Genomic DNA, 22,097 nt, shown 5'->3' on the forward strand with positions numbered 1-22,097 from the left:
GCGAGGGCGTCCGGATTCAGCCGGTGCACTGTTTATCGGCGTGCCGCCGAGGCTCTCGCCCACCCTGGCCGACGGCGGCTCACCGCGTGAATCATGCTACACGTCAATGTGTTTGGTCTGTAGCGAGACGGCACTACCGGTCGGTTCCAGTGGTTGCGGCCGGTACGCCAGACAGACCGCCGAGCTGTCGTCCGCGGCCAGGAAGAGCACCGCGCGCGCGGCGTCGAGCTGCCCGGCCGCGGCGGCGTTCAGGTAGGCGTGCACCGGCGCCGCGGTGTACGGATCGCCGAGCGCCGGGTCGACCCCGGCGATCGCGGCCGAGGGCACACCCAGCCGATACGCCAGGCGCTCGCGAAAGCCGGGCTCGGGGGCCGGGGCCAGCAGCACGACGCTGCCGGTGGCGAAGTCGCCGCGGTCCAGCCCCTCGTCGGCGAGGCAGGCTTGCACCACCTCGGCGGCGTACGCCAGCGGGTCGCCGGTTCCGGTGCGCACCGACAGCGCCGAACGGCCGGCGGTGCCCGCGGCGGGCAGATCGACCCAGGCGGTCGGTTCGGCGGCCCCGTCGGTCTCCGCGGTGTGCGGGCGGCCGAACCCGCCCGCGCCCGGCGACGAGCGCAGCAGTACGGCCGCGCCCCCTGCGGTGTAGGGAAAGCCCTCGACCTCCCGTTCGACGGACGGATGCGCGTCACCCGCGACGATCAGCGCGTACTCGAACTCGCCGGAGCCGAGGAACGAATGCGTGGCCACCAGGGCGTGCACCAGGCCGCACGCGCCGTTCATCAGGTCGAACGAGAACGCCGGCACCCGCCCGGTCCGGTACTCCAGCCCGATCCCGAGCCGCTGCTGCAACAGCGCGGCGACCGCGGGTTCGGAGATGTTGCTGTCGCGGAAGACACCGGTATTGACGAGGATGCCGATCTGGTCGGGGGAGACTCCGGCCTGCTCCAGGCAGGCCCGTCCGGCGCGGGTGGCCAGCTCGAAGTAACTGCCGGTGTCGGAGTCGACGCAGGTCGCGGCGGAAACGATGGCGGTGCTCACGAATCAGGCCTCCAATCGGGAGATGGTCGCGGCGAGCTGGCCGGAGACGATGCCCGACGCCTCCGGGATCAACAGCACCTTCGACCCCGGCGGAATCCGTTGCTGGGCAAGGTGTTCGTGCAATACCAGGAAGTGCGAGGTGGAGGCGGTGTTGCCGTACTCGTCGAGGACGTTGAGCGCCTGCGGCATGGGCGTGTTGAAATGCTGGGCGGCGAGCTGGCTGATGTATTCGATCGCGGGCCCGCTGAACTGGTGGTGGATCCAGTAGTCGTATTTCTCGCTCTCCCAGGTGCGTCCGGTCTCGGTCAGGAAGTCCGACATCCGCTCCAGCGCCTGCCGGTAGCGCTTCTCGCTGGCCAGTTGACGGTTGTCGGTGTACATCGCGATGCCGGTCGTCTTGTCGCTGGGCATGCCGAGGCAGAACTCGGCGCCGTAGGCGGCCGTGGTCAATTCGATGTAGTGGATCTCGTCGTTGTCGTCGCCGCGGTCGTCGACCACTACCGCCACCGCGGCGTCGCCGACGGTCAGCGCGGCGAACTGGGGGTCGTAGGGCTGGCTGATCTCGCGCACCGCAGTGTCGGCGATCGGCGTGATCTCCTCGCCGCTGACCACCAGCCCGTTGCGCACCACCCCGGCCTTGATCATCCGGTCCAGCACCAGCACCCCGGTCACCATGCCGGCGCAGGCGTTGGAGAGGTCGAAGTGCAGCGCGTTGGTGGCGCCGATCGCGTTGCGCAGCATGAGCGCGAAAGACGGTGCGTAGCAATGCCGGCCGGGCCCGCGGAAGCGGGTGATCGACACCGAGATCACCACGTCGATCTCGTCGGCGCGGTAGTCGGAGTGCCGCAGGCAATCGTCGATCGCCTGCAGGGCCAGCTCGAACGACGATTCGTAGTCGTCCGGGTCGGAATTGTGGACGTGGCGATTCTTCACGCCCGTGATGCGTTCCAGATCCAGCGATCTCGGAACGGACATGCTGGCGATCACGTCTTCGGTGGAGCGCACGGTGCTGGGTGTGTACGCACCCAGCGATTCGAAACGAGTACGCATGGCCCCCTACTCTCAGGATTGTTCGCGAATGCGGTCGAATTCTGGTGCGGCGAAAGGGTATTCGGCAGAAATTCCGATACCGGGTGCCGTCGTTGTCCAGTAGCCCCGATGCCGAACCCGACGTTACCAGGGGCAACCCGCCCGGCAGGCGGACGAGGACCGGCCCGAACCGCCTCGTAACAGGTACTTTTCCCGTCCGGCGGCTCAAAAGACTAGGTAGGCGGCGGCCGCCGGGCACCGCGCGGCTAGTTGGTCATAGGGGTTCGTAGGGGTTTCCTCGGAACCTGTTACGGTACCTCGGGACACACGTAAACTACGGTGGTACAACGGTTTTGGCGATCTCACCCCGGTGGCGCCCCGATGCGCTGTGCGGTAGCCTCACCGATATCTTTCTCGCATTCCGCGACAATTTCAGGGGGCCACTGTGCCGAAATGTGAATTCCCCATTCCCGCGTTCGCGAATCTCGCACCGGTGCGAATATCGCTGCGCGCGAACCGGAACGAGGAGCGGAGGTGACCACCGCGGTCTACTGGCGCGCGCTCGACCGGTTCCGCGAAATCGTTGCGGCACATCCGGATCGGGAGGCGGTGATCCATCCGGTCGGCACCACCGCCGCGGGCCTGCCGGACTACCGGCAGCTGACCTACGCCGAACTCGACGACTGGTCCGAGGCCATCGCCGAGAGGTTCGGCGCCGCGGGCGTCACGCACGGCACCCGCACCATCGTGCTGGTCACCCCCGGCCCGGAGCTGTACGCCGTGCTCTACGGCCTGTTCAAGATCGGCGCGGTGCCGGTGGTCATCGATCCCGGTATGGGACTGCGCAAGATGCTGCGCTGCCTGCAGGCCGCCGACGCCGAGGCGTTCGTCGGCGTCCCGCAGGCGCAGGCCGTGCGCGTGGTGTTCCGGCCCTACTTCCGCAAGGTGCGCCTCGCGGTCACCGTCGGCAGCCGCTGGTTCTGGTGCGGGCCCACGCTCGACGGCTGGGGCCGCAAGCCCACGGGCCGGGCGCCGCACCGCACGCCCGCGCCGGACGACGATCCGCTGCTGATCGCCTACACCACCGGCAGCACCGGGCCCGCGAAGGCGGTGGTGCTCACGCACGGGAACATCAGCGCGATGATCGACCAGGTCGACGACGCGCGCGAACGCATCCCGCCGGGCACCTCCCTGATCACCGCACCCGTGGCCGGCATCCTCGAATTGCTGATGGGCGCGCGCTGCGTGCTGCCGCCGCTGATCCCGTCGCAGGTCGGTTCCACCGATCCGGCGCACGTGGTGGACGCGGTGAACCGCTTCGGGGTGCGCACCATGTTCGCCTCGCCCGCCGTGCTGATCCCGCTGCTGCGCCACGTGGAGGAACGCGGTGTGGCGCTGCCGAGCCTGCAGAGCATCTATTCGGGCGGGGCGCCGGTGCCGGACTGGTGCATCGCGGGCCTGCGCCGGGTGCTGTCGGAGGAGGTGCGGGTGTACGCCGGGTACGGCGCCACCGAGGCACTGCCGATGTCGACGATCGAATCGCGGGAACTGCTGGGCGGTCTGGTCGAGCGCGCGCACCGCGGGGACGGCGTGTGCGTGGGCCGCCCGGCGAAGGACGTCCGCGCGCGGATCGTCGCGATCACCGACGATCCGCTGCCGACCTGGGCCGACGTGCGCGCTCGCGAGAGCGAGCTGGCGGGCACGCGCGGCATCGGGGAACTCGTGGTGTCCGGGCCGAACGTCAGCACTCGCTACCTCTGGCCGGAGGCGGCCAACACGATCGGCAAGATCGCCGACGGAGCGGCCGTCTGGCACCGCACCGGGGACCTCGCGCGGATCGACGAGGAGGGGCGAATCTGGTTCTGCGGGCGCAAGAGTCAGCGCGTGCACACCGCCGACGGGCCGCTGTTCACCGTGCAGATCGAGCAGGTGTTCAACACGGTGCCCGGGGTGGCGCGCACCGCGCTGGTCGGGGTGGGCGCCCGCGGCGCGCAGCAGCCGGTGCTGTGCGTGGAGTTGGCGCCCGGTGCGGACGAGGCGCGCGTCGCGGACGAATTGGCAAAGCGGCGAAGCGAATTCGACGTCGCGACACCGGTGACGGAATTCCTGTTCCACCCGGGCTTCCCGGTCGACATCCGGCACAACGCGAAGATCGGTCGCGAAAAGCTGGCGGTGTGGGCGGGGCGCGAGCTACGGAAGGAGAGATCATGAAAATCTTTGTGCTCCGGGCCATTCCGGTGCTCGGCTGGCTGTATCTGGTGGTGGGCCTGGCGGCCGCGCTGACCGGGCGCGCGCCCGCCAGCCGGGCGCTGCGCACACTGTGGTGGGCCGACATGTTCCTCAGCACGGTCGGCCACGCCGCGCAGATCCCGGTCGCGCTGGCCGCCGACGAACTCGCCAGCCGGCCGCGGCTGGAGACCGTGGCGATGACCCAGATCTTCGGCCTGACCTGGTGGCGCACCCGGCCGCGTTCCGACTAGTACGACCACAGATTCGGGAGGTGCGATGAAGGCATTGGTGACCGGGGCATCCGGATTCCTGGGCGGCGCGCTGGTGCGGCGGCTGGTCCGCGACGGCGACTACGAGGTCTCGATCCTGGTGCGGCCCACCAGCAACCTGCGCGACCTCGGCGACGCGGCCGCGCGGGTACGCGTCGTGACCGGCGACCTGACCGACCCGGCGTCGCTCGAACACGCGGCGACGGGGGTCGACGTCGTATTCCACAGTGCCGCAAGGGTGGACGAGCGCGGCACCCGCGAGCAGTTCTGGATCGAGAACGTCCGCGCGACCGAACGGCTGCTGGCGGCGGCCCGCGCGGGCGGCGCGTCGCGGTTCGTGTTCATCTCCAGCCCCAGCGCGCTCATGGAACGCGACGGTGGCGACCAGGTCGACATCGACGAGTCGGTGCCGTACCCGCGGCACTACCTGAACCACTACTGCGAGACCAAGGCCGCCGCCGAGCGGCTGGTGCTGGCGGCGAACGCGCCCGGCTTCACCACCTGCGCCCTGCGGCCGCGAGCGATCTGGGGCGCGGGCGACCGGTCCGGTCCGATCGTGCGACTGCTGGAGCGGGCGGCGGCGGGCACGCTGCCCGATCTGTCGTTCGGGCGGGACGTGTACGCGTCGCTGTGCCATGTCGACAACATCGTCGACGCCTGCGTCAAGGCGGCGGCGGCCGAAAACGTCGGGGGGAAGGCGTATTTCATCGCCGACGCCGAGCGTACCGACGTCTGGCGGTTCCTCGCGCAGGTTGCGGGCGAGATGGGGTACCGGCCGCCGTCGCGGAAGCTGGACCCGCGAGTGGTCGGGCTGATCGTCGGGGTGATCGAAACGCTCAGGCGCGTACCGTTCGTCGCCGCGCGGTGGACGCCGCCGCTGTCGCGGTACACGGTGGCCGTGATGACGCGCACCGGGACCTACGACGTCGGTGCCGCGGCGCGGGACCTCGGGTATCGGCCGATCATGGACCGGGACAGGGGGATGGCCGAGTTACAGAAGTGGTTGCGCAGCCAGCAGGTGCTGCCCGAACCTGCCTAGCGGGCATGGAGGCGCGGGTGTGCCAGTGTCGTTGACGTGACAGGGCTGCCGTCGCGGCGGCCCGCACCGCTCTGACCAGCGGTTCAGGATCGCTGCCCCGGTTTGATGGGGCATGCGGTCTTCTTGTGTTACGTACGGTACCGGCTAGTATGGGTGGCGCTGCCGTGCGCGGGGTATGTCGGATGCGACGGCCTGCGGCCGAAAGAGGCAGTGCCGCTCCGCTACTCAACGAGGAGAGCGCCCGATGCCGGTGTTCGATTATCACGGCGTATCCATCTCATACGACCACGCCGGGTCGGGTGATCCGATCCTTTTCCTGCACAACATCGGCGGTGACCGCACCATCTGGGCCGAGCAGTTCCGCGCCTTGCGGCACGGGCACTCCGTCTACGCGCTGGACCTGCTGGGTTTCGGCGACTCCGAGATTCCGGAGCGCGGGTACACCGTCGACAACTATCTGCGGCTGGTGTCGGAGTTCGTCGCGGCGCACGGGCTGCGCGACATCACGCTGGTAGGGCACTGCTTCGGCAGTGCGCTGTCGCTGCTGTACGCGAAGCGCAATCCGCAGCGTGTGCGGGCGCTGGTGCTCAGCAGCCCGCTCACCGCCGCCACACTGCGCCCCACGCCGACCGGGTGGACGGCACGCGCGGCCCGGCACGTCCGGTTCGACACGCTGGCCGGGCTCACCCGGCTGCCGGGTGTGGCCGCCGGGTGGGTGGTGCGCGAGCAGCTCGGTTCGGTCGGGCGCGGGGCGGATGCGGAGTATGTCGCGAATCTGCGTCGTCGCTGGTCGGAGCCGCGGCGTCTGCTGCCCGCGGCCGCGATCGCCCGCGACCTGCACCGCCTCGGCGAACTCGACCGCTTCCGCCCCGGCCCCACGTTCCCGCCGATCACCACGATCTGGGGCGAGCAGAACCGCATCCTCTCACCCGCGGCCGGCGCCCGCCTCAACGAAACGCTCAATCCGGTACAGGCACTGACCGTCCCGTCCTGCGGCCACCTGGTGATGCTGGAGTCGCCGGACACCGTCACCGGCGCGATCCGCACCGCCACCGCCGCCGCGCTCGCCAGCTGAGTCCGACGGCCCGCTCCCGCAGTGTGGTGGGCCTGCACAAGGGCGGGGTCGCTGGAGGAATCGCAGGTTGTCCGCGTCCGCCTCGCGCAGGTCGTGGGACGGAATTGTGGATGGGATCGGCGCGAGATGTTTCAGGGGCGGCTCGCAGTGAATTCGGGAGATAGGCAGGTAGCGGGGTCACCATGCCGGGTGACGTATTTCCCGGCACGAGGACTCGGCTCCGGAGTACGGCAGGCGCGTGCAATGGCGCACGTGTCGGAGGCGGTGTCGGCACAACGGCGTGCGGCGCGCATCCGGGTTCGACCGGCCGTCCACACGGAACCTGCGCTGCGGCAGTGCCTTTCGGCGCGGCCGGAGCGCAACGACCTCCGCACCCGGTTCGTCCGGTGTGCACCTGCGTGGCGGTTCGCGCATCGCCGGCGTTGCGCGTGCCGTCGTTGTCATTCGGGGAGTGTGTGAGCGCTGGTAGGTGTCGGGGACAGGTGCGCATGTGGTGGGTGTGGATTCCGGCCAAAAGCATGCCGGAATGACGGGGAAGGGTTGCGCGACGGAACGACACGGAGGCGTTGCACGACCGAATGCCGGGGTGGTGTTGCGCGACAGAATGACAGGGAGGCGTTGCGCGACCGAATGCCGGGGAGGCGTTGCGCGACGGAAAGCCGGGGAGGCGTTGCGCGACGGAATGCCGGGGAGGCGTAGCTGTTGGGCGAGGGAGTTGCTCAGATGCGGGAGCCTTTTGTGCGGTTGCAGGAGCGGCAGAGGATTTGTAGGTTGGCCGCGCTGGTCGCGCCGCCGCGGCTGAGGGGGATGACGTGGTCGAATTCGAGGTAGTGGGTGGCGCCGCATTCGCCGCAGCGGCCGCCGTCGCGCTGCCAGACCTCGGCCTTGATCTCCGGGGGGATGGAGCGGCGGTCGCGGCGGCCGGGGGCGAGGGCGAGGCGTTTGGCGACGCGCAGCGCGCCTTCCATGGCGGCGGCGACCACCTCGGGGTCGGGCACCTCGAACTCGGCGCCCCCGCGCGCGGAGGTGGCGGAGATCGAGACGGTGCCCGCTCCCGCGGCGACGGAGACGATCCGGGACCACGGCAGCTCGACGCCCGCCTCCGGGCCCACGAACCGCATCTTCTTGTTCGAGCAGATCAGCCGTCCCGCAGTGCGTTTCGGTCCGCGCGCGAGTTGCCGGATCCGTACCGCGGGCACATCCACGTGCACCTGTTCCTCCGGGTCCAAATGCAGATCGGCGGCGCGCACGAGCGGTAGCTCACCGGCCCGCAGCCGGGCCAGCGCGTGCCCGCGGCGCAGGCGGTGGCGCAGCTCGTCGACCAGCGGCCCGGTCAGGCGCAGCGAGTCGACGGCCGCCTCGAAATCGTCGACGACCTCGGCGGTGACCTCGCCGTCCGCACCGGCGAACGCCGTCAGCCGCTCCAGCCACGCCAGGCCCGGCGCGCGCAGGGCGGCGCGGCCGGTGTCGACCTCGACGCGCCGGTAGCGCAGGGCCGTCCACAGGTCGTCCCAGGCGGGTGAGCGCGGTCCGTCGCCGGTGAGCACCCGCCACGCGCGGGCCCGCCAGCCGCGCAGATATTCCTCGATCTCGCCGGTGCACGCTCGGCAGGGCGCGGCCGCACCCAGCACGCGCCAGCCGCGCCGTCGCCCGCAGCGCGCGCAGGCTCGGGAGTCCGACGGGGGTGGCGGGGCGGTCGAGTCGGTCCACTCCGCGCCGTCCCACCAGCGCAGCACGGGCGCGCCGCCGGGATCCGGGTGCCAGTCGGCGCGGTCGGGTTCGGCTGGGGGAGGCCAGATTTCGCCGATCCGATCGTCGACCGTGGACCGGTGCAGCGAGAGCTGCCGGTCCGCCGCCACGCCGAATTCTTCGAAGAGTTCGGCGAGCCCGGCGCGGCCGGTGCCGCCCCCGCTGAACCACCAGTGCCCGTCCCGGCGCTCGAATTCCCCGAAGACCATGGCCCGCACGCCCGCCGGTGCCGCGACGTCGGCCCGCGCGACCAGCCCGGCCGCGTCCTCGACACTCACGGTCAGGCCCGGCACCTCGGCGAGGTCGCCGTCCAGCGAGCCGCCGACCAGGATGCGGGCCACCTCCGCCTCGGTGCGCGGCAGCGACACCGACAGTCGCGCCGTGCCGGGCTGCGGCTCCTGGTCCAGCGTGACCGCCTGCGACGGGTGCCGGGGCGCGTTGAAGAACACCGCGTCGCGACTCGAGCGCACCCGCCCCTCGGCGGACAGCAGCAGGGCATGCGCGTGCACCGTGTGCTCCGAACGCCAGGAGAGCAGCACGGTCAGCAGCGAGGTCGGTACCGGCGTGGAGCCTCGGGTGCGTGTCATCGTGGTCGGAAACTATGCCAGGGGGTGCCGACAAGACCGGAACGCGCTGGGCGCGGGCGGCTTCGGCTGCCCCTAGGAGGCCTGCACGGCGGTGGGATTCGCCGCGCCGGCGGCGCGCACGGCTCCGAGGGCGGCGGCGGCCTTGAGCAGCATCTCGTGGTGCTCCGCGGCGGCGTCGGAGTCGAGGACGACGGCCCCGCCCGCCCCGATCTGCCAGTACCCGCCGTATCGGACCGCCGTGCGGATGACGATGTTGAGGTCGGCCGTGCCGCCGAGCCCGAGGAAGCCGATGGTGCCCGAATACACCCCGCGCGCTTCGGTTTCCAGGCCGTCGATGATCTCCATGGTGCGCAGCTTGGGTGCGCCCGTCATCGAACCGCCGGGGAAACACGCACGCAGGCAACCGATCACGTCCACCCCGGGGCGTAGTCGGCCGCGCACGGTCGACACCAGCTGGTGCATGGTCGCGTAGGTCTCGGCGGTCATGAGCTCGGGGACGTGCACGCTGCCGACCTCGCACACCCGGCCCAGGTCGTTGCGCAGCAGGTCCACGATCATCAGGTTCTCGGCGCGCGTCTTGGGGTCCAATTCCAGTGCGCGCCGCAGGTTCTCGTCGGCGTCGGGGGAGTGGCCGCGCGGTGCGGTGCCTTTGATCGGCTTGCTCTCCACGACGCGGTCCCGGTCCACCTTCAGGAATCGCTCCGGTGACGAGCAGGCGATCTCGAGGTCGCCGAAGCGCAGGAAGGCCGCGTACGGGGCCGGATTGCCGCGCCGCAGCAGGCGATACACCGACAGGCCGTCGCCGCTGTCGGCGACCCGGACGTTGTCGGTGAGGTTGACCTCGTAGGTCTCCCCGGCGCGCAGCTGGGCCTGTACGACGGCGATGTCGGCGAGGTACTGCTCGCGTCCCCGGCCCGAATCGATGCCGTCGCCGGTGTGGCGCGGTGCGGTCGCGGGGTCGTCCGCCGAGACCGCACCGATGCCCGCGGCCTGCTGCGGTACCGGGTTCCGCCAATTGGGCACAGTGCCGACGGTCGCCCGGGTTCGCGTGAGCCAATCCCGCTGGGTCGCAAGGTGTTCCGAGTCGGACAGGGCGATGAGGTGGGTGCGGTTGGCGAGATGATCCACGACGAGCACGCGGTCGGCGAAGATCCACTGCGCGTCGGGCGTGGCCGCGCGGTGCGCCGCGACCCCACCGCACTCGGCCTTCACCTCGTAACCCAGATACCCGACGTACCCGCCCGCGAAATCGAACGGCACGTCGGGCAATCGAACGGCCCTGCGCCGCAACCGTTCCGACAGATACTCCAGCACGGTGCCCGCGACCGTGCGGTGTCCCGCCCGCGACTCCACTTCGACGCGCCCGCTGCCCACCCGGTACCGCACCATCTCGGCCAGCGGGCCGGAGGCGTCGCCGAGGAAGGAGAACCGATCCAGACCCGCCTCGACGTGCGCACTGTCCAGCCAGAACGCGGATTCCGCCCCGGCGAACAGCGTTGTGAAGGCCGCTTCGGTGTCGACCGCCCGCTCCACCACCTCGTGTAACACCGTCAACTCGGCGGGATCGTGATCGGCGGGCCCGGACGACGGCGCGCTCCCAGTCGTTTGCGCCGCCACGGCTGTACCGCCCGCGCGATGCGGCCCGGATCGGTGAATTCTGGTGAGAGCACCGAAGTTTCGGAGAATCGCCGCCCCGTGCTCGCTGGAGATCGACTCGGGGTGGAACTGCACGCCCCACTGCGGCCGGTCCCGGTGGCGCACCCCCATGACGACGCCGTCGGAGGCGGTCGCGGTGATCTCGAGGGCGTCGGGCAGCGGCCGCCCCGCGCACAGCGAGTGGTACCGCACCGCCGTGAAGCCGTCCGGTAGGCCGGCGAACAGGTCGCGACCGTCGTGGGCGATCCGATCCGGATACCCGTGCCGCGCGGCCGGCGCCTCGGTCACCGTCCCGCCCGCCGCCAGCACGATGCCCTGGTGACCGAGGCAGACGCCGAGCAGCGGGAGGTCGGCCGTCGCGATGAGCCGGCGCGAGATGCCGAAATCGCGGGGGACGTCCGGGCGGCCCGGGCCGGGGGAGATGACGATGTTGTCGAAGCCCGCCAGGTCCGGCACGTCGGGCTCGTCGTTGCGGACCACGACCGGCTCGATGCCGTTCACCTCGGCGATGAGCTGATAGAGGTTGTAGGTGAACGAGTCGTAGTTGTCGACGAGCAGTGTGCGCAGGGGTGGAACGGTCACCGGGAGGACCGCCCCGGGGTGTCGTGCGCGGCCCCCGGGCGGCGGGTCGTGCTCATGCAGTCACCGTATCGGGTACCGGTGAACCGCCCGCACACCGCATTGATGGCGGATGCCTTCAGTTGCCCGGGGTGGCTCGTGCACAATGTGGGGCATGTCTGTGGTGCAACCGGCCGAAGTGGATCGTGACGTCGTCGACTTCGCCATCGTCGGAAAATGGATGGATGAGCAGGGCCTGCCCGGCGGTGAGTTCGAGGACGTGACGTCGCTGGGCGGCGGCACCCAGAACATCATGCTGCGATTCACCCGCGGCGGCCGCGACTATGTGCTGCGCCGCGGCCCGAAGCACCTGCGTCCCAAGAGCAACGACGTGATCCGGCGCGAGGCCCGGCTGCTCGGCGCGCTGACCGGCACCGGGGTGCGCGCGCCCGAGGTGATCGCGGCCTGTCCCGACGAGTCGGTGCTCGGCGCGGTCTTCTATCTGATGGAGCCGGTGACCGGGTTCAATCCGCAGACCGAGCTGCCCGCCCTGCACGCGGGTGACCCCGAGGTCCGGCGGCAGATGGGCCTGTCGGCGGTGGAGGCGATCGCGCGGCTCGGCTCGCTCGACTATCAGGCGCTGGGGCTGTCCGACTACGGCAAGCCCGAGGGGTTCCTGGATCGGCAGGTGTCGCGCTGGCTGGGTGAGCTCGAGTCCTACAGTGCCAACGACGGCTACCCGGGTCCGGAGATCCCGGGCGTCCAGCAGGTCGGTGACTGGCTGGACCGCAACCGGCCCACCGACTGGCGGCCCGGCATCCTGCACGGCGACTGCCACCTGGCCAACATCATGTTCTCCTACGACGGGCCGCAGGTGGCGGCGCTGGTGGACTGGGAGATGTCCACGATCGGCGACCCGCTGCTGGACCTCGGCTGGCAGATCGCGACCCGCCCCGAGCCCGGCACCACGAAGGGCGCGCTGGTCGGCAAGCTCGGCGAGGTCGGCGGGCTGCCCAAGCCGGCCGAGATGATCGCGCACTACGGCCGGTTCTCCGATCGCGATCTGAGCGATGTCACCTGGTACACCGTGCTGGCCTGCTTCAAGCTCGGCATCGTGCTGGAGGGCACGCACGCCCGCGCCTTCGCGGGCAAGGCGCCCAAGCAGGTCGGTGATTTCCTGCACGCCATCACCCTCGAGCTGTTCGACATGGCCCGGGGATTGATGGAGTGACAGTGCCGCGACCGCATCTCGGCGTGATGTGGCGGTATCTCCGTGGAACGTGAGATCCCGCCAGGATAGGTTGGCGGGCATGGCGATCGTTCCCGATGACAAAGACTGGACCTGGGTGCTGGCGAAGGCCTGTCCGGAGTGTGGCTTCGACGGTCCCGCGACCGGTTTCGAGCAGGTTCCCGGGCTGGTGCGGGAGGCGGCCGCGCGGTTCGCCGTCGTGCTGGAGCGGCCGGGCGTCGCGGTGCGGCCGGACGACGCCACCTGGTCACCGCTGGAGTACGCGGCGCACGTGCGCGACGTGTGCCGCATCTTCACCCATCGCCTCGACATCGCCTCGGCGGGAACCGCAGCCGCGCCCGGCCCGGTGATCCCCGCCTACGACCGCACGGTGACCGTGGACGAGTCGGGCGTGCCGATGTTCGCCAACTGGGATCAGGACGCCACCGCCGACGCCGCGCGCTACGGCACCCAGGACCCGGCCATAGTGGCAGCCGAACTCGCGGCCGCCGTCGAAACCGCCTCCCGCGCATACGAATCCGTGCCCCCGTCGGCTCGCTCGCGCGCCGCCCGCCGCAGCAACGGCTCCGATTTCACCATCGATTCCATGTCCCGCTACTTCGCCCACGACCTCGTCCACCACCTCCACGACGTCCGAGCCTGACCCTTCTCCCGAGCGGTTCGGGGTGGGCGATCAGGTGCAGCGGAGCAGGGCTCGGTGGAGGTTGCGGGCTCGGGGGTCGTCGAGGACGGCGGTGCCGAGGCGGTTCATGACGTAGCCGAAGCCGAGACCGGTGGCGGGGTCCGCGAAGCCGCAGGAGCCGCCGTAGCCGGTGGTGCCGAAGGCGCGGTCGTCGGTGCCGAAACGGAAAGCGTCGCAGGACTTTCGGAAGCCGAGGTGATAGCGGCTGTGGGTGTGCAGAACCAGGTCGGCGGCCGGGATGTCGTCGGGGGTGTCGGCCGCGGCGATGCGGTCCAGCAGCGCGGTGTCGACGGGCAGTTCGCCGGTGCGGGCGGCCGCGGCCCCGTACACCCGGGCCAGCGCGCGGGCGGTGCCGACGCCGCCCGCGCCCGGGCTCTCCACGCCGAGGAACTCCCGGCTCGCGGCCCGGTGCGGTGCGCCGGTGCGGGGACTGCTCAGGGCCCGGTACGTCAGCCCGCGTTTGGTGTACAGCTGAATGCCGATGCGCCACGGCAACTCTCGCTCGTAGCGCAGCACATCCAGCCCGGTGGTGGCCGACAGCGTGGCGACCCGGTCGAGCGGTTCGTCCGCGGGCAGGCCGATGAAGAAGTCCAGGCCCAGCGGCCGCGCGAACTCCTCGGCGAAGACGCGGCCGAGGCTGCGCCGCCGCGGGTCGGTCCGGCGGATCAGCTCGCCCTGGTAGAGGCCCGCGGTGATGGGGTGGTAGCCGTGGCGGGCGCCGGTCCGCCAGATCGGTTGCTGCGCGGCGAGAACCGCGGCGAGACCGTCCTGGTCGGCCATGTCGCGCAGACGCACCACCCGGTCGAGCACCGGCAGCCCGGCCCGGTGGTCGATCAGCTCCCGCACCGTCACCGATTCCTTGCCGTGCGCGCCGAATTCGGGCCAGTAGCGGGACACCGGCTGCTCGTAGTCGAGCACGCCGCGCGAGACGGCGGCCGCGATCACGAAGGCGGCCATGCCTTTCGTGGAGGAGAACACCGGCGCCATCGTGTCGCGCTCCCACGGCACGCTCCGCCGCCGATCCCGGAACCCCGCCCACAGATCGACCACCGGCCGGCTCCCGGCGTACACCGCCACCGCGGCCCCGATCTCGCCGTGCCGGGCGAAGTTGCGCCGGAAGGCATCCGCCACGGGCTCGAAACCGGGCTCCACGACTCCGTGCACGGTAGGCGACTCACTCATGATCCGCCGATCCTACCGAGGCGGGCGGGCGCTCCTGTTCGTGGTGCGGAGCCTTCCGGGCCGAACATCCGACGGCTGTGGGCCTCGGCGGTGTTTCGGCACGAGTAGCGCTGTGGCGCAGACTCTTCGACGCGCTCGCCGCCGAGTTCGCCCAGGTGACGAGACGAGGCGAAGGGCGTGAGAACGGGCACCCGCCGTCGGTAGATGCGAGCGAGTGACGCGCCGGGCGATCGGCGGACCGGGGACGTCCATCCCGATGCGAGGGCGGCGGAGGGGAGTCGTAGGCTCGTGCGCGTGCGAGCGCTGGAGCAGATTCGGGAGTGGCCGGTTCGGCATGCCGCGGCGGGCGTGGTGACCGCCCGCGGCGTGGTCGGGGCGGAGGGCGACGGCGAGCGCGTCTTCGCGCTCGCCTCCGTGACCAAACCCCTTGTGGCGTATGCCGTTCTGGTGGCCGTCGAGGAGGGCGCCATCGAACTGGACCAGCCCGCGGGCCCGCCGGGCTCGACGGTGCGCCACCTGCTGGCGCACACCTCCGGCCTGGCCTTCGACACCAACGTGATCATGGCCGAACCGGGCGAGCGGCGCATCTACTCCAGCTCCGGATTCGAGGTACTCGCGCAGTTCGTCGCCGATCAGACGGGAATCGCCTTCGCCGAATATCTGCACGAGGCAGTATTCGAACCGCTCGAAATGAAATCGTCGGTGCTGACCGGTTCGGCCGGCCACGCGGCCCGCTCCTCGCTGCACGACACGCTGCGTTTCGCCGGAGAGTTGCTGGAGCCCACCTTGCTTTCGCCGCAAACGCTCGCCGAGGCCACCGAGGTGCAATTTCGCGAACGCAATGGGGTGCTTCCCGGTTACGGCTCGCAGCGACCCAATGATTGGGGTCTGGGATTCGAGATCCGGGACCATAAAACTCCGCATTGGACCGGTGCCGCCAACTCGCCGCGCACCTACGGCCACTTCGGGCAGTCCGGCACCTTCCTGTGGGTGGATCCGGACCTCCGGCTGGCCTGTGTGGCGCTCAGCGACGAAAACTTCGGGGACTGGGCGCGGGCGGTGTGGCCGACCCTCAGCGACGCGGTGATCGCGGAAATACAGTCGTCACGCGACACGGCCGAAAAGTAACACCCGTAACTTCGGGCACTCCAGTAAACTCGGGCAACGCACCGGCTCGACGGGATGTTGGGGAAGACGTCCCACGTCGAAGCTGGAGGTACAGGTGCGCGCATCGAATCAGTTCGCTGACGCGACGGCTGGTGTCGTGTACATCCATGCGTCGCCGGCGGCGCTGTGCCCGCACATCGAGTGGAGTCTCTCCTCGACGTTGAAGGCGCCCGCGAAATTGCGCTGGACATCGCAGCCGGCCGCGCCCGGACAGCTGCGCGCCACCACCGACTGGGTGGGTCCGGTCGGCACGGGATCGAGGATTGCTACGGCTTTGCGAGCGTGGCCGGTGCTGCGTTTCGAAGTCACCGAGGATCCCAGTGAAGGCGTCGACGGCGAACGCTACAGTTTCGCCCCCGGACTGGGCCTGTGGCGCGGTGCCACGGGCGCCAACGGCGATGTGATGGTGGGGGAAAATCGCCTGCGGGAAATAGTGCGGGTCGCGCGCGAGCGCGGCCGCCACACCCCGGCGGAGATCGCCGCCGAGATCGACCACGCCCTCGGCACCCCGTGGGACGACGAACTGGAACCCTTCCGCTGGGGCGGCGAGGGCGCCGAGGTCACCTGGCTACGCCGCGACGTCGGCTGAGCGCACGGGCGGCACGGAGTCCCTGTCCGGGGATCAGGGCTCCGGCGGGCCGTCGCCGCGCAGCAGGCGCAACTCCTCGGCCATGGCGCGCATCTTCTCGCGCACCAGATGTTCGAGTTCGATGACCTCGTGCCGGATGGCGATCTGCTCGTACTGCATGAGGACGTAGTCGTCGTGGAGGCGGCGGTAGTCGTCGTGCGCCTGTTCCAGGGCGTCGTGCGCGGCGAGCAGGTCGGTGCGCATCTCGGCGAGCTGTTGTTCGGCGTCCATGCGGTCCCCCTCGATGGTGCCGTGGTGTACGGACGCCTCGCAGCCTACGCGCGCGCGGTGCCCGCGGCGCGGCGACGGGCGGCCCGGATCGCTCCGGACCGCCCGCCCTTGTGCCACAACCGCTTACAGCGGGATGTTCTTGTTGTTGCTCGGCTTCGCCGGCGCGGAGGCCAAGGCGGCGGCGAGGGTGGAGCGGGTCTTGGCGGGGTCGATGACCTCGTCCACGACGCCGATGGCGAGCGCCCGGCCGACGCCGCCGGCGATGGCCTCGTGCTCGGCGGTGAGCCGCTCGATCAGCGCCTCGCGCTCCTCCTCCGGAGCCTTGGCGATGGCCTTCTTGTGCAGGATGCCGACCGCGGCCTTGGCGCCCATGACAGCCACCTCGGACTCCGGCCAGGCGTACACCGCCGTCGCGCCGAGCGAGCGGGCGTTCATGGCGATGTAGGCGCCGCCGTAGATCTTGCGGGTCACCAGGGTGACGCGCGGGACCTGGGCCTCGGCGAAGGCGTGCAGCAGCTTGGCGCCGCGGCGCACCACGCCCTCCCACTCCATGCCGACACCGGGCAGGTAGCCGGGCACATCGGTGACGACCACCAGCGGAATGCCGAAGGAGTTGCACAGCCGCACGAAACGCGCTGCCTTCTCGGCACTCTCGGAGGTGAGGCAGCCGCCCATGCGCAGCGGGTTGTTCGCGAGCACACCCACGGTGCGGCCGCCGAGACGACCCAGACCGGTGACGATGCTGCGCGCGTAGCCGCCCTGCAGCTCCTCGAACGAGGACTCGCCGTCGACATTGTCGAGCAGTTCGTGCAGGACGGGCTTGACGTCGTAGGCGCGCTTGGCCGACTCCGGCAGCATCGCCTTGAGGTCGACGTCGCCGTGCTCGGCGGCGACCAGGTCGAACTCGCCCTGTTCGGCGAACATCGACACCAGCTTGCGGCCGCGGTGCATGGCGTCGTCCTCGTCGTCGGCGACGATGTGGCAGACGCCGGACTTCTTGCCGTGCGTGACCGGGCCGCCCAGGGTCGCCATGTCGACGTTCTCGCCGGTCACCGAGCGCACCACGTCGGGGCCGGTGACGAAGATGCGGCCCTCGGGGGCCATGATCACGACGTCGGTGAGCGCGGGGCCGTAGGCGGCGCCGCCGGCGGCGAAGCCGACCACGACGGAGATCTGGGGTACCAGGCCCGACGCCCGGACCATGGCCTCGAAAACGGTGCCGACCGCGTGCAGCGCCTCGACACCCTCGGCGAGACGGGCGCCACCGGAATGCCAGATGCCGACGACGGGGATCTTGGAGTCGATCGCGGTATCGATCGCGTCGACGATGTGCTTGCAGCCCTCGACACCCATGGCGCCGCCCATGACGGTGGCATCCGAGCAGTAGGCGACGGTGCGCACACCGTCGACCTCGCCGATGGCGGCCAGCACGCCGGACTTGTCGCGGGGGTGGAGGGGGAGGACGGTTCCGGGATCGAAGAAGCGCTGCAACCGACCCAGCGGATCACGGGGATCGGTGGTGGCGTCCGCCGCGGCGGGGGCCATGATGGTCATCGCGTTCTCTCCTCGAGTGAACTGGAGTCGCTGACGCGGCTGCGAATGTGGTTGCCGCGGTGGGGATTCCGCACGGGTTGTCCGTCGCTGGAATCCCCACCGGGGCCGCTGTGGAATTGACCGGTGCTACTCAGTACCGGCCGAAGGCGAGCGCCACATTGTGCCCACCGAAACCGAAGGAGTTGTTGATCGCGTACTCGATCTCCTGCCGGCGGGCCTCGCCGTGCACGACATCCAGGTCGATCTCCGGGTCCTGGTTCTCCAGGTTCAGCGTGGGCGGCACGATGCCGTCCCGGATGCTGAGCACGGTGAGTACCGACTCGAGGGCGCCGACCGCGCCGATCGAGTGGCCCAGGGCGGACTTGGGTGCGTAGACCGAGGCGTGCTTGCCCACGGCCTTGCTGATCGCGTTCGCTTCCGCCGTGTCACCGATCGGGGTGGCGGTCGCGTGCGCGTTGATGTGGGTGATGTCCTGCGGGGACAGTCCGGCGCTGCGCATCGCGCGCTGCATGGCCCGCGCCGCGCCGTCGCCGGAGGGGTCCGGTGCGACCAGGTGGAAACCGTCGGAGGTGATGCCCGCACCCAGCAGCCGCGCGTGGATGGTGGCCCCGCGCGCCTTGGCGTGCTCCTCGGTCTCGATGACCATCAGCGCACCGGCCTCACCGAAGACGAAGCCGTCGCGGTCCTTGTCGAACGGGCGCGAGGCGGCCTTCGGATCGTCGTTGCGCGTGCTCATCGCCCGCATCATGGAGAACGCCGCGATCGGCACCGCGTCGATGTAACCCTCGACGCCGCCGGTGACGACCATGTCGGCGTCTCCCATGACGATCATCCGCCACGCGTTCGCGATGGCTTCCGAACCCGACGAACACGCCGAGACCGGTGTGACCACTCCCGCCCGGGCCTGCAGTTCCAGACCCACCACGGCGGACGGCCCGTTCGGCATGACCATCTGAACTGCCAGCGGCGAGATCTTGCGGTAGCCACCGTTCTTCAGCTTGTCGACCGAGTCGATGAGCGCGTCGCCGCCGCCGAGGCCGGTGCCGATGGCGACGCCGAGACGCTCCTTGTCGACCTCCGGAGCGCCGGCGTTCTCCCAGACTTTCTTGCCGAGGGCGAACGCCAGCTGTTCGACGTAGGACATGCGCCGACGCTCGACGCGCGGGATCTCGTCCTCGAGGTTGAGCTTGATCCGGCCGCCGATGCGGACCGGGAGCTGGTACTCCTCGATGAAGTCCCCGTCGAGAACGTCGATGCCGCTCTCGCCGTTGAGGAGACCCTTCCACGTCGTATCGACGTCGCCGGCGATCGACGTGGCCGCCGCCAGGCTCGTGACGACGACGTTGGGAAAGCTCCCGTTCAAGGTGGAAGGAGTGGTCACGGTATCGGGCCCTTACTCGCCCTGGCCGAACTTGGCCTTGAGCTCCTCGGCCGCGTCGGCGTTCTCGGCCTCGAGCTTCTGGATGTAGTTGACCGCGTCACCGACGGTCTTGAGGCTGGCGAGATCCTCGTCGGGGATCTTCACGCCGTACTTGTCCTCGGTCTGCACCGCGATCTCGACCATCGACAGCGAGTCGATGTCCAGGTCGTCGACGAAGGACTTCTCGATCGTCACCTCGGAGGGCTCGATGCCGGTCACCTCTTCGATGATCTTGCCGAGCTCTTCGACGATCTGTTCCTGGGTCAGAGCGGCCACTTGGTGGCTCCCTTCTTATTACTCTCGGGGGGTCCGATTGGTTTCGGTCTGTTTTCTTCTTCGACACGAGACGACCGGGCGTTTCCGTTCGTCGCGTTCGCGGCCGCATCGTTGCGCACCGCGAGGAAAGCTAACCGTTTGCCGACAGTTCGGCCAACGCGGGGATATCTTCGGGGGTCTTCAGCGCCAGATTCGGGGTGCCCTTGAGCTCCCGCTTGGCGATGCCCACCAGGGTTCCGGCCGGTGGCAGCTCGGCCACCGCGGAAACACCTGCCGCGCGCACCGTCTCGGTGCACAGGTCCCAGCGTACGGGTCGGGTGACCTGCGCGGCGAGTTTGTCGACGGCGTCACGGCCGGAGGCGACCGGCTTGCCGTCGAAGTTCGACAGCAGCGTCCGGGTCGGCTCGCCCGGGCTGATCTGGGCGATGGCCTCGGCCACAGCGTCCTGCGCCGGAGCCATGAACGCCGTGTGGAACGCGCCCGCGACGGGCAGCGCGCGGATGCGCGCCTTCTCCGGCGGAGCGGCCGCCAGTTCCGCCAGCGCGTCCAGCCGGCCGGCCGCCACGATCTGGCCGACCGCGTTGCGGTTGGCCGGCACGAGGTCGAGTTCGGCGAGCCGGGCGAGCACGGCGGCCTCGTCGCCGCCGAGCACGGCGGACATGCCCGTCGGCTCGAGGGCGCACGCCTTGGCCATCTCGGCGCCGCGGATGGCGGACAGCGTCACGGCCTCGTCCGGGGTGATGACCCCGGCGATGGCCGCGGCGGCGAACTCGCCGACCGAGTGGCCGGCGACGATCGTGTCCGCCGGGACACGGTCGTCCGAGATCTCCGCGTAGGCGAGCAGCGCCGCGGCGACCACGAGCGGCTGCGTCACCGCCGTGTCCTTGATCTCGTCCGCCGTGGCGGTGGTGCCGAGCTGCACCAGGTCCAGGCCCGAGGCCTTGGACCACAGTTCGAGGCGGTCACGCGCGCCGGGAAGGTCGAGCCACGGCGCGAGCATTCCTGGTGTCTGGGAGCCCTGTCCAGGGGCGTACAACGCGATCACGCCTCTACAAAACACCGTGGAGTGCCACTTGCGAGATGTCGACGCCGATGAAGCTTGTCGATCCGTTTTGTGTGGACCCCACAAAACACCATGTGGGTCGTCGGGATCGACCGGCTCGCGGGAGGCGTTACACCCCATCCTCGTAAAAGGTGCCCGAAGAGGCTTCTGGGACAGAAGTAGGCGATTCGTTACGAGTTCGTGTCAGACGACCTACTGTGGCGGCGATCCGGAGCACGTACGCGTCCCGCGGATTCATCGGATCCCGGCCCGTGATGTCGGCGATGCGCTTGAGCCGATAGCGGACCGTATTTGGATGAACGAACAGCTGGCGGGCACACGTCTCGACGGCTCCACCGCAATCGAGATAGGCATCCAGGGTGTCGGCGAGGGCCGACCCGGCGGCGGCCAACGGTAGCACAACATACTCGTTGAGAGCCTCGACCGCAGCGCGATCCCCCAGCAGCGCTCGCTCGGGTAGCAGTTCGGAGGCGTGCACCGGGCGCGGCGCCCCGCGCCAGCCCACCACCGCCTCCATGCCGGCCATCGCCTCGACCGCGCTGACGTGCGCGGCCGACAGCGTGCGGGTGGTCGGCCCGATCACCACCGGCCCGTCGGAGAACGACTCGGCCAGCAGATCCACCAGGAAGGGGGAGGGATAGCCGATGTCGCCGAGGTTGCCGCTGACCACCATGACCAGCCGCGAGCCCTGGATCACCGCCAAGGCCGCGCGCCCGTGCCGGGCGGCCAGGGTGTGCACCGAACCGACGACGGTCACCTGGTCGCTGGGGGGCGTGCCCACCAGCACCGTCGCCGGCGCGGTGGCGTCCCAGTTCAAAGTGGCCGCGCGCGAGAGCATTTCGGGCCCGGTGTCACCGCGCACAACGGCGTCGACGACCAGCGCCTCCAGCCGGGTGTCCCAGGCGCCGCGGGATTCGGCGGCGCTGGCGTACACCGAGGCGGCGGCGAAACCGAGTTCGCGGCCGTAGCGCAGCACCGCCTCGGTCAGCGCCACCAGCTGCCGGTCGTTGCGGGCCAGCGCCGGCAGCCACTGCTCGAAGAACTCCATGGCCACCCGGACCATGTCCACCGTCTGGCGCAGCGTCAGCCGCCGCGCCAGATCCTGCGGGATCACCTGGAAGGCGTCCAGGCTGAACCGGATGTCGCTCTCCGGGTCCTGCAACCACTCCAGGAAGTTCACCACCGCGGTCTGCACCAGCATCTGCACGCCCGCCCGCTGCGCGGCGTCCAGGTCGCCGAAGAACGGCAACCGGTCCTCCATCGACGCGATCGCCTCGGTGGACAGCCGGCCGGAGAACTGCTTCACCCGCTTGAGCAGGGTGTCGGGCAGCGGGTCGCGGGTCTGCTGGTACGGCGACAGCGCGCCGGTCGGCAGATATACCTCGTTCTGCGAGGACGTGTCGGTGATCCGGCGCG

Annotated in this window: 19 protein-coding genes; 8 read left to right on the forward strand and 11 right to left on the reverse strand. The window is 70.2% G+C overall.

The window, feature by feature from the left end; all coding sequences use genetic code 11:
• Positions 1-96: 96 nt before the first annotated feature.
• The gene (locus tag IU476_RS27730; RefSeq protein ID WP_195104992.1) at positions 97-1,038 is read right to left on the reverse strand and encodes a hypothetical protein; all 942 of its coding nucleotides are present in this window, start codon (positions 1,036-1,038) and stop codon (positions 97-99) included.
• Positions 1,039-1,041: 3 nt separating this feature from the next.
• Positions 1,042-2,088, reverse strand: coding sequence for a 3-oxoacyl-ACP synthase III family protein (locus IU476_RS27735; RefSeq protein ID WP_195104993.1), 1,047 nt, complete (start codon positions 2,086-2,088; stop codon positions 1,042-1,044).
• A gap of 513 nt (positions 2,089-2,601) precedes the next feature.
• On the opposite strand from IU476_RS27735, the gene IU476_RS27740 reads away from it, so the two are divergent.
• The 4 genes from IU476_RS27740 to IU476_RS27755 all read left to right on the forward strand — a co-directional run bounded on the left by IU476_RS27740 (position 2,602) and on the right by IU476_RS27755 (position 6,679).
• A complete protein-coding gene (locus tag IU476_RS27740; RefSeq protein WP_195104994.1) occupies positions 2,602-4,278 on the forward strand; it encodes a fatty acid CoA ligase family protein in 1,677 nt (558 codons plus the stop codon).
• Positions 4,275-4,547 carry a hypothetical protein gene (locus tag IU476_RS27745; RefSeq protein ID WP_195104996.1) on the forward strand — a complete coding sequence of 91 codons (273 nt, stop codon included), beginning with the start codon at positions 4,275-4,277 and terminating at the stop codon, positions 4,545-4,547. The genes IU476_RS27740 and IU476_RS27745 overlap by 4 nt, the downstream gene beginning before the upstream one ends.
• A gap of 25 nt (positions 4,548-4,572) precedes the next feature.
• Positions 4,573-5,604 carry an NAD-dependent epimerase/dehydratase family protein gene (locus IU476_RS27750; protein WP_195104998.1) on the forward strand — a complete coding sequence of 344 codons (1,032 nt, stop codon included), beginning with the start codon at positions 4,573-4,575 and terminating at the stop codon, positions 5,602-5,604.
• 244 nt (positions 5,605-5,848) lie between these two features.
• A complete protein-coding gene (locus IU476_RS27755) occupies positions 5,849-6,679 on the forward strand; it encodes an alpha/beta fold hydrolase (protein ID WP_195105000.1) in 831 nt (276 codons plus the stop codon).
• Positions 6,680-7,398: 719 nt separating this feature from the next.
• Here the strand turns inward: IU476_RS27755 and IU476_RS27760 are convergent.
• The gene (locus IU476_RS27760; RefSeq protein ID WP_195105002.1) at positions 7,399-9,015 is read right to left on the reverse strand and encodes a TerD family protein; all 1,617 of its coding nucleotides are present in this window, start codon (positions 9,013-9,015) and stop codon (positions 7,399-7,401) included.
• 72 nt (positions 9,016-9,087) lie between these two features.
• Complete coding sequence (gene pabB / locus IU476_RS27765; RefSeq protein WP_324194361.1) at positions 9,088-11,253, reverse strand: aminodeoxychorismate synthase component I; 2,166 nt, start codon at positions 11,251-11,253, stop codon at positions 9,088-9,090.
• Between the two features lie 157 nt (positions 11,254-11,410).
• On the opposite strand from pabB, the gene IU476_RS27770 reads away from it, so the two are divergent.
• Both IU476_RS27770 and IU476_RS27775 read left to right on the forward strand, forming a co-directional pair.
• Positions 11,411-12,460 carry a phosphotransferase family protein gene (locus IU476_RS27770; protein WP_438944079.1) on the forward strand — a complete coding sequence of 350 codons (1,050 nt, stop codon included), beginning with the start codon at positions 11,411-11,413 and terminating at the stop codon, positions 12,458-12,460.
• 79 nt (positions 12,461-12,539) lie between these two features.
• On the forward strand, positions 12,540-13,121 hold the full coding sequence (locus IU476_RS27775) for a DinB family protein (RefSeq protein ID WP_195105008.1): 582 nt from the start codon (positions 12,540-12,542) through the stop codon (positions 13,119-13,121).
• Between the two features lie 30 nt (positions 13,122-13,151).
• On the opposite strand, the gene IU476_RS27780 is transcribed toward IU476_RS27775, so the two are convergent.
• Complete coding sequence (locus IU476_RS27780) at positions 13,152-14,342, reverse strand: serine hydrolase domain-containing protein (protein WP_195105010.1); 1,191 nt, start codon at positions 14,340-14,342, stop codon at positions 13,152-13,154.
• Positions 14,343-14,636: 294 nt separating this feature from the next.
• Between IU476_RS27780 and IU476_RS27785 the strand changes: the two genes are divergently transcribed.
• On the forward strand, positions 14,637-15,470 hold the full coding sequence (locus IU476_RS27785; protein WP_195105012.1) for a serine hydrolase domain-containing protein: 834 nt from the start codon (positions 14,637-14,639) through the stop codon (positions 15,468-15,470).
• 94 nt (positions 15,471-15,564) lie between these two features.
• On the forward strand, positions 15,565-16,098 hold the full coding sequence (locus tag IU476_RS27790; protein ID WP_195105014.1) for a DUF3145 domain-containing protein: 534 nt from the start codon (positions 15,565-15,567) through the stop codon (positions 16,096-16,098).
• A gap of 33 nt (positions 16,099-16,131) precedes the next feature.
• On the opposite strand, the gene IU476_RS27795 is transcribed toward IU476_RS27790, so the two are convergent.
• From IU476_RS27795 to IU476_RS27820, 6 genes are all read right to left on the reverse strand, one after another.
• Entirely contained in the window at positions 16,132-16,368 is a 237-nt protein-coding gene (locus IU476_RS27795) for a hypothetical protein (RefSeq protein WP_195105016.1), read from the reverse strand.
• A 123-nt stretch (positions 16,369-16,491) separates the two neighbouring features.
• Positions 16,492-17,922 carry an acyl-CoA carboxylase subunit beta gene (locus IU476_RS27800; protein WP_195105018.1) on the reverse strand — a complete coding sequence of 477 codons (1,431 nt, stop codon included), beginning with the start codon at positions 17,920-17,922 and terminating at the stop codon, positions 16,492-16,494.
• A gap of 130 nt (positions 17,923-18,052) precedes the next feature.
• Positions 18,053-19,303 (reverse strand): KasA/KasB family beta-ketoacyl-ACP synthase, encoded by a 1,251-nt coding sequence (locus IU476_RS27805; protein WP_195105020.1) that lies wholly within the window; start codon positions 19,301-19,303, stop codon positions 18,053-18,055.
• A gap of 12 nt (positions 19,304-19,315) precedes the next feature.
• Positions 19,316-19,618 carry a meromycolate extension acyl carrier protein AcpM gene (gene acpM / locus IU476_RS27810; RefSeq protein WP_187684323.1) on the reverse strand — a complete coding sequence of 101 codons (303 nt, stop codon included), beginning with the start codon at positions 19,616-19,618 and terminating at the stop codon, positions 19,316-19,318.
• Positions 19,619-19,748: 130 nt separating this feature from the next.
• A complete protein-coding gene (locus IU476_RS27815) occupies positions 19,749-20,663 on the reverse strand; it encodes an ACP S-malonyltransferase (RefSeq protein ID WP_195105022.1) in 915 nt (304 codons plus the stop codon).
• 127 nt (positions 20,664-20,790) lie between these two features.
• Entirely contained in the window at positions 20,791-22,089 is a 1,299-nt protein-coding gene (locus tag IU476_RS27820; protein ID WP_195105171.1) for a PucR family transcriptional regulator, read from the reverse strand.
• Positions 22,090-22,097 lie beyond the last annotated feature (8 nt).

This window comes from Nocardia blacklockiae, from assembly GCF_015477355.1.
Classification (GTDB): domain Bacteria; phylum Actinomycetota; class Actinomycetes; order Mycobacteriales; family Mycobacteriaceae; genus Nocardia; species Nocardia blacklockiae.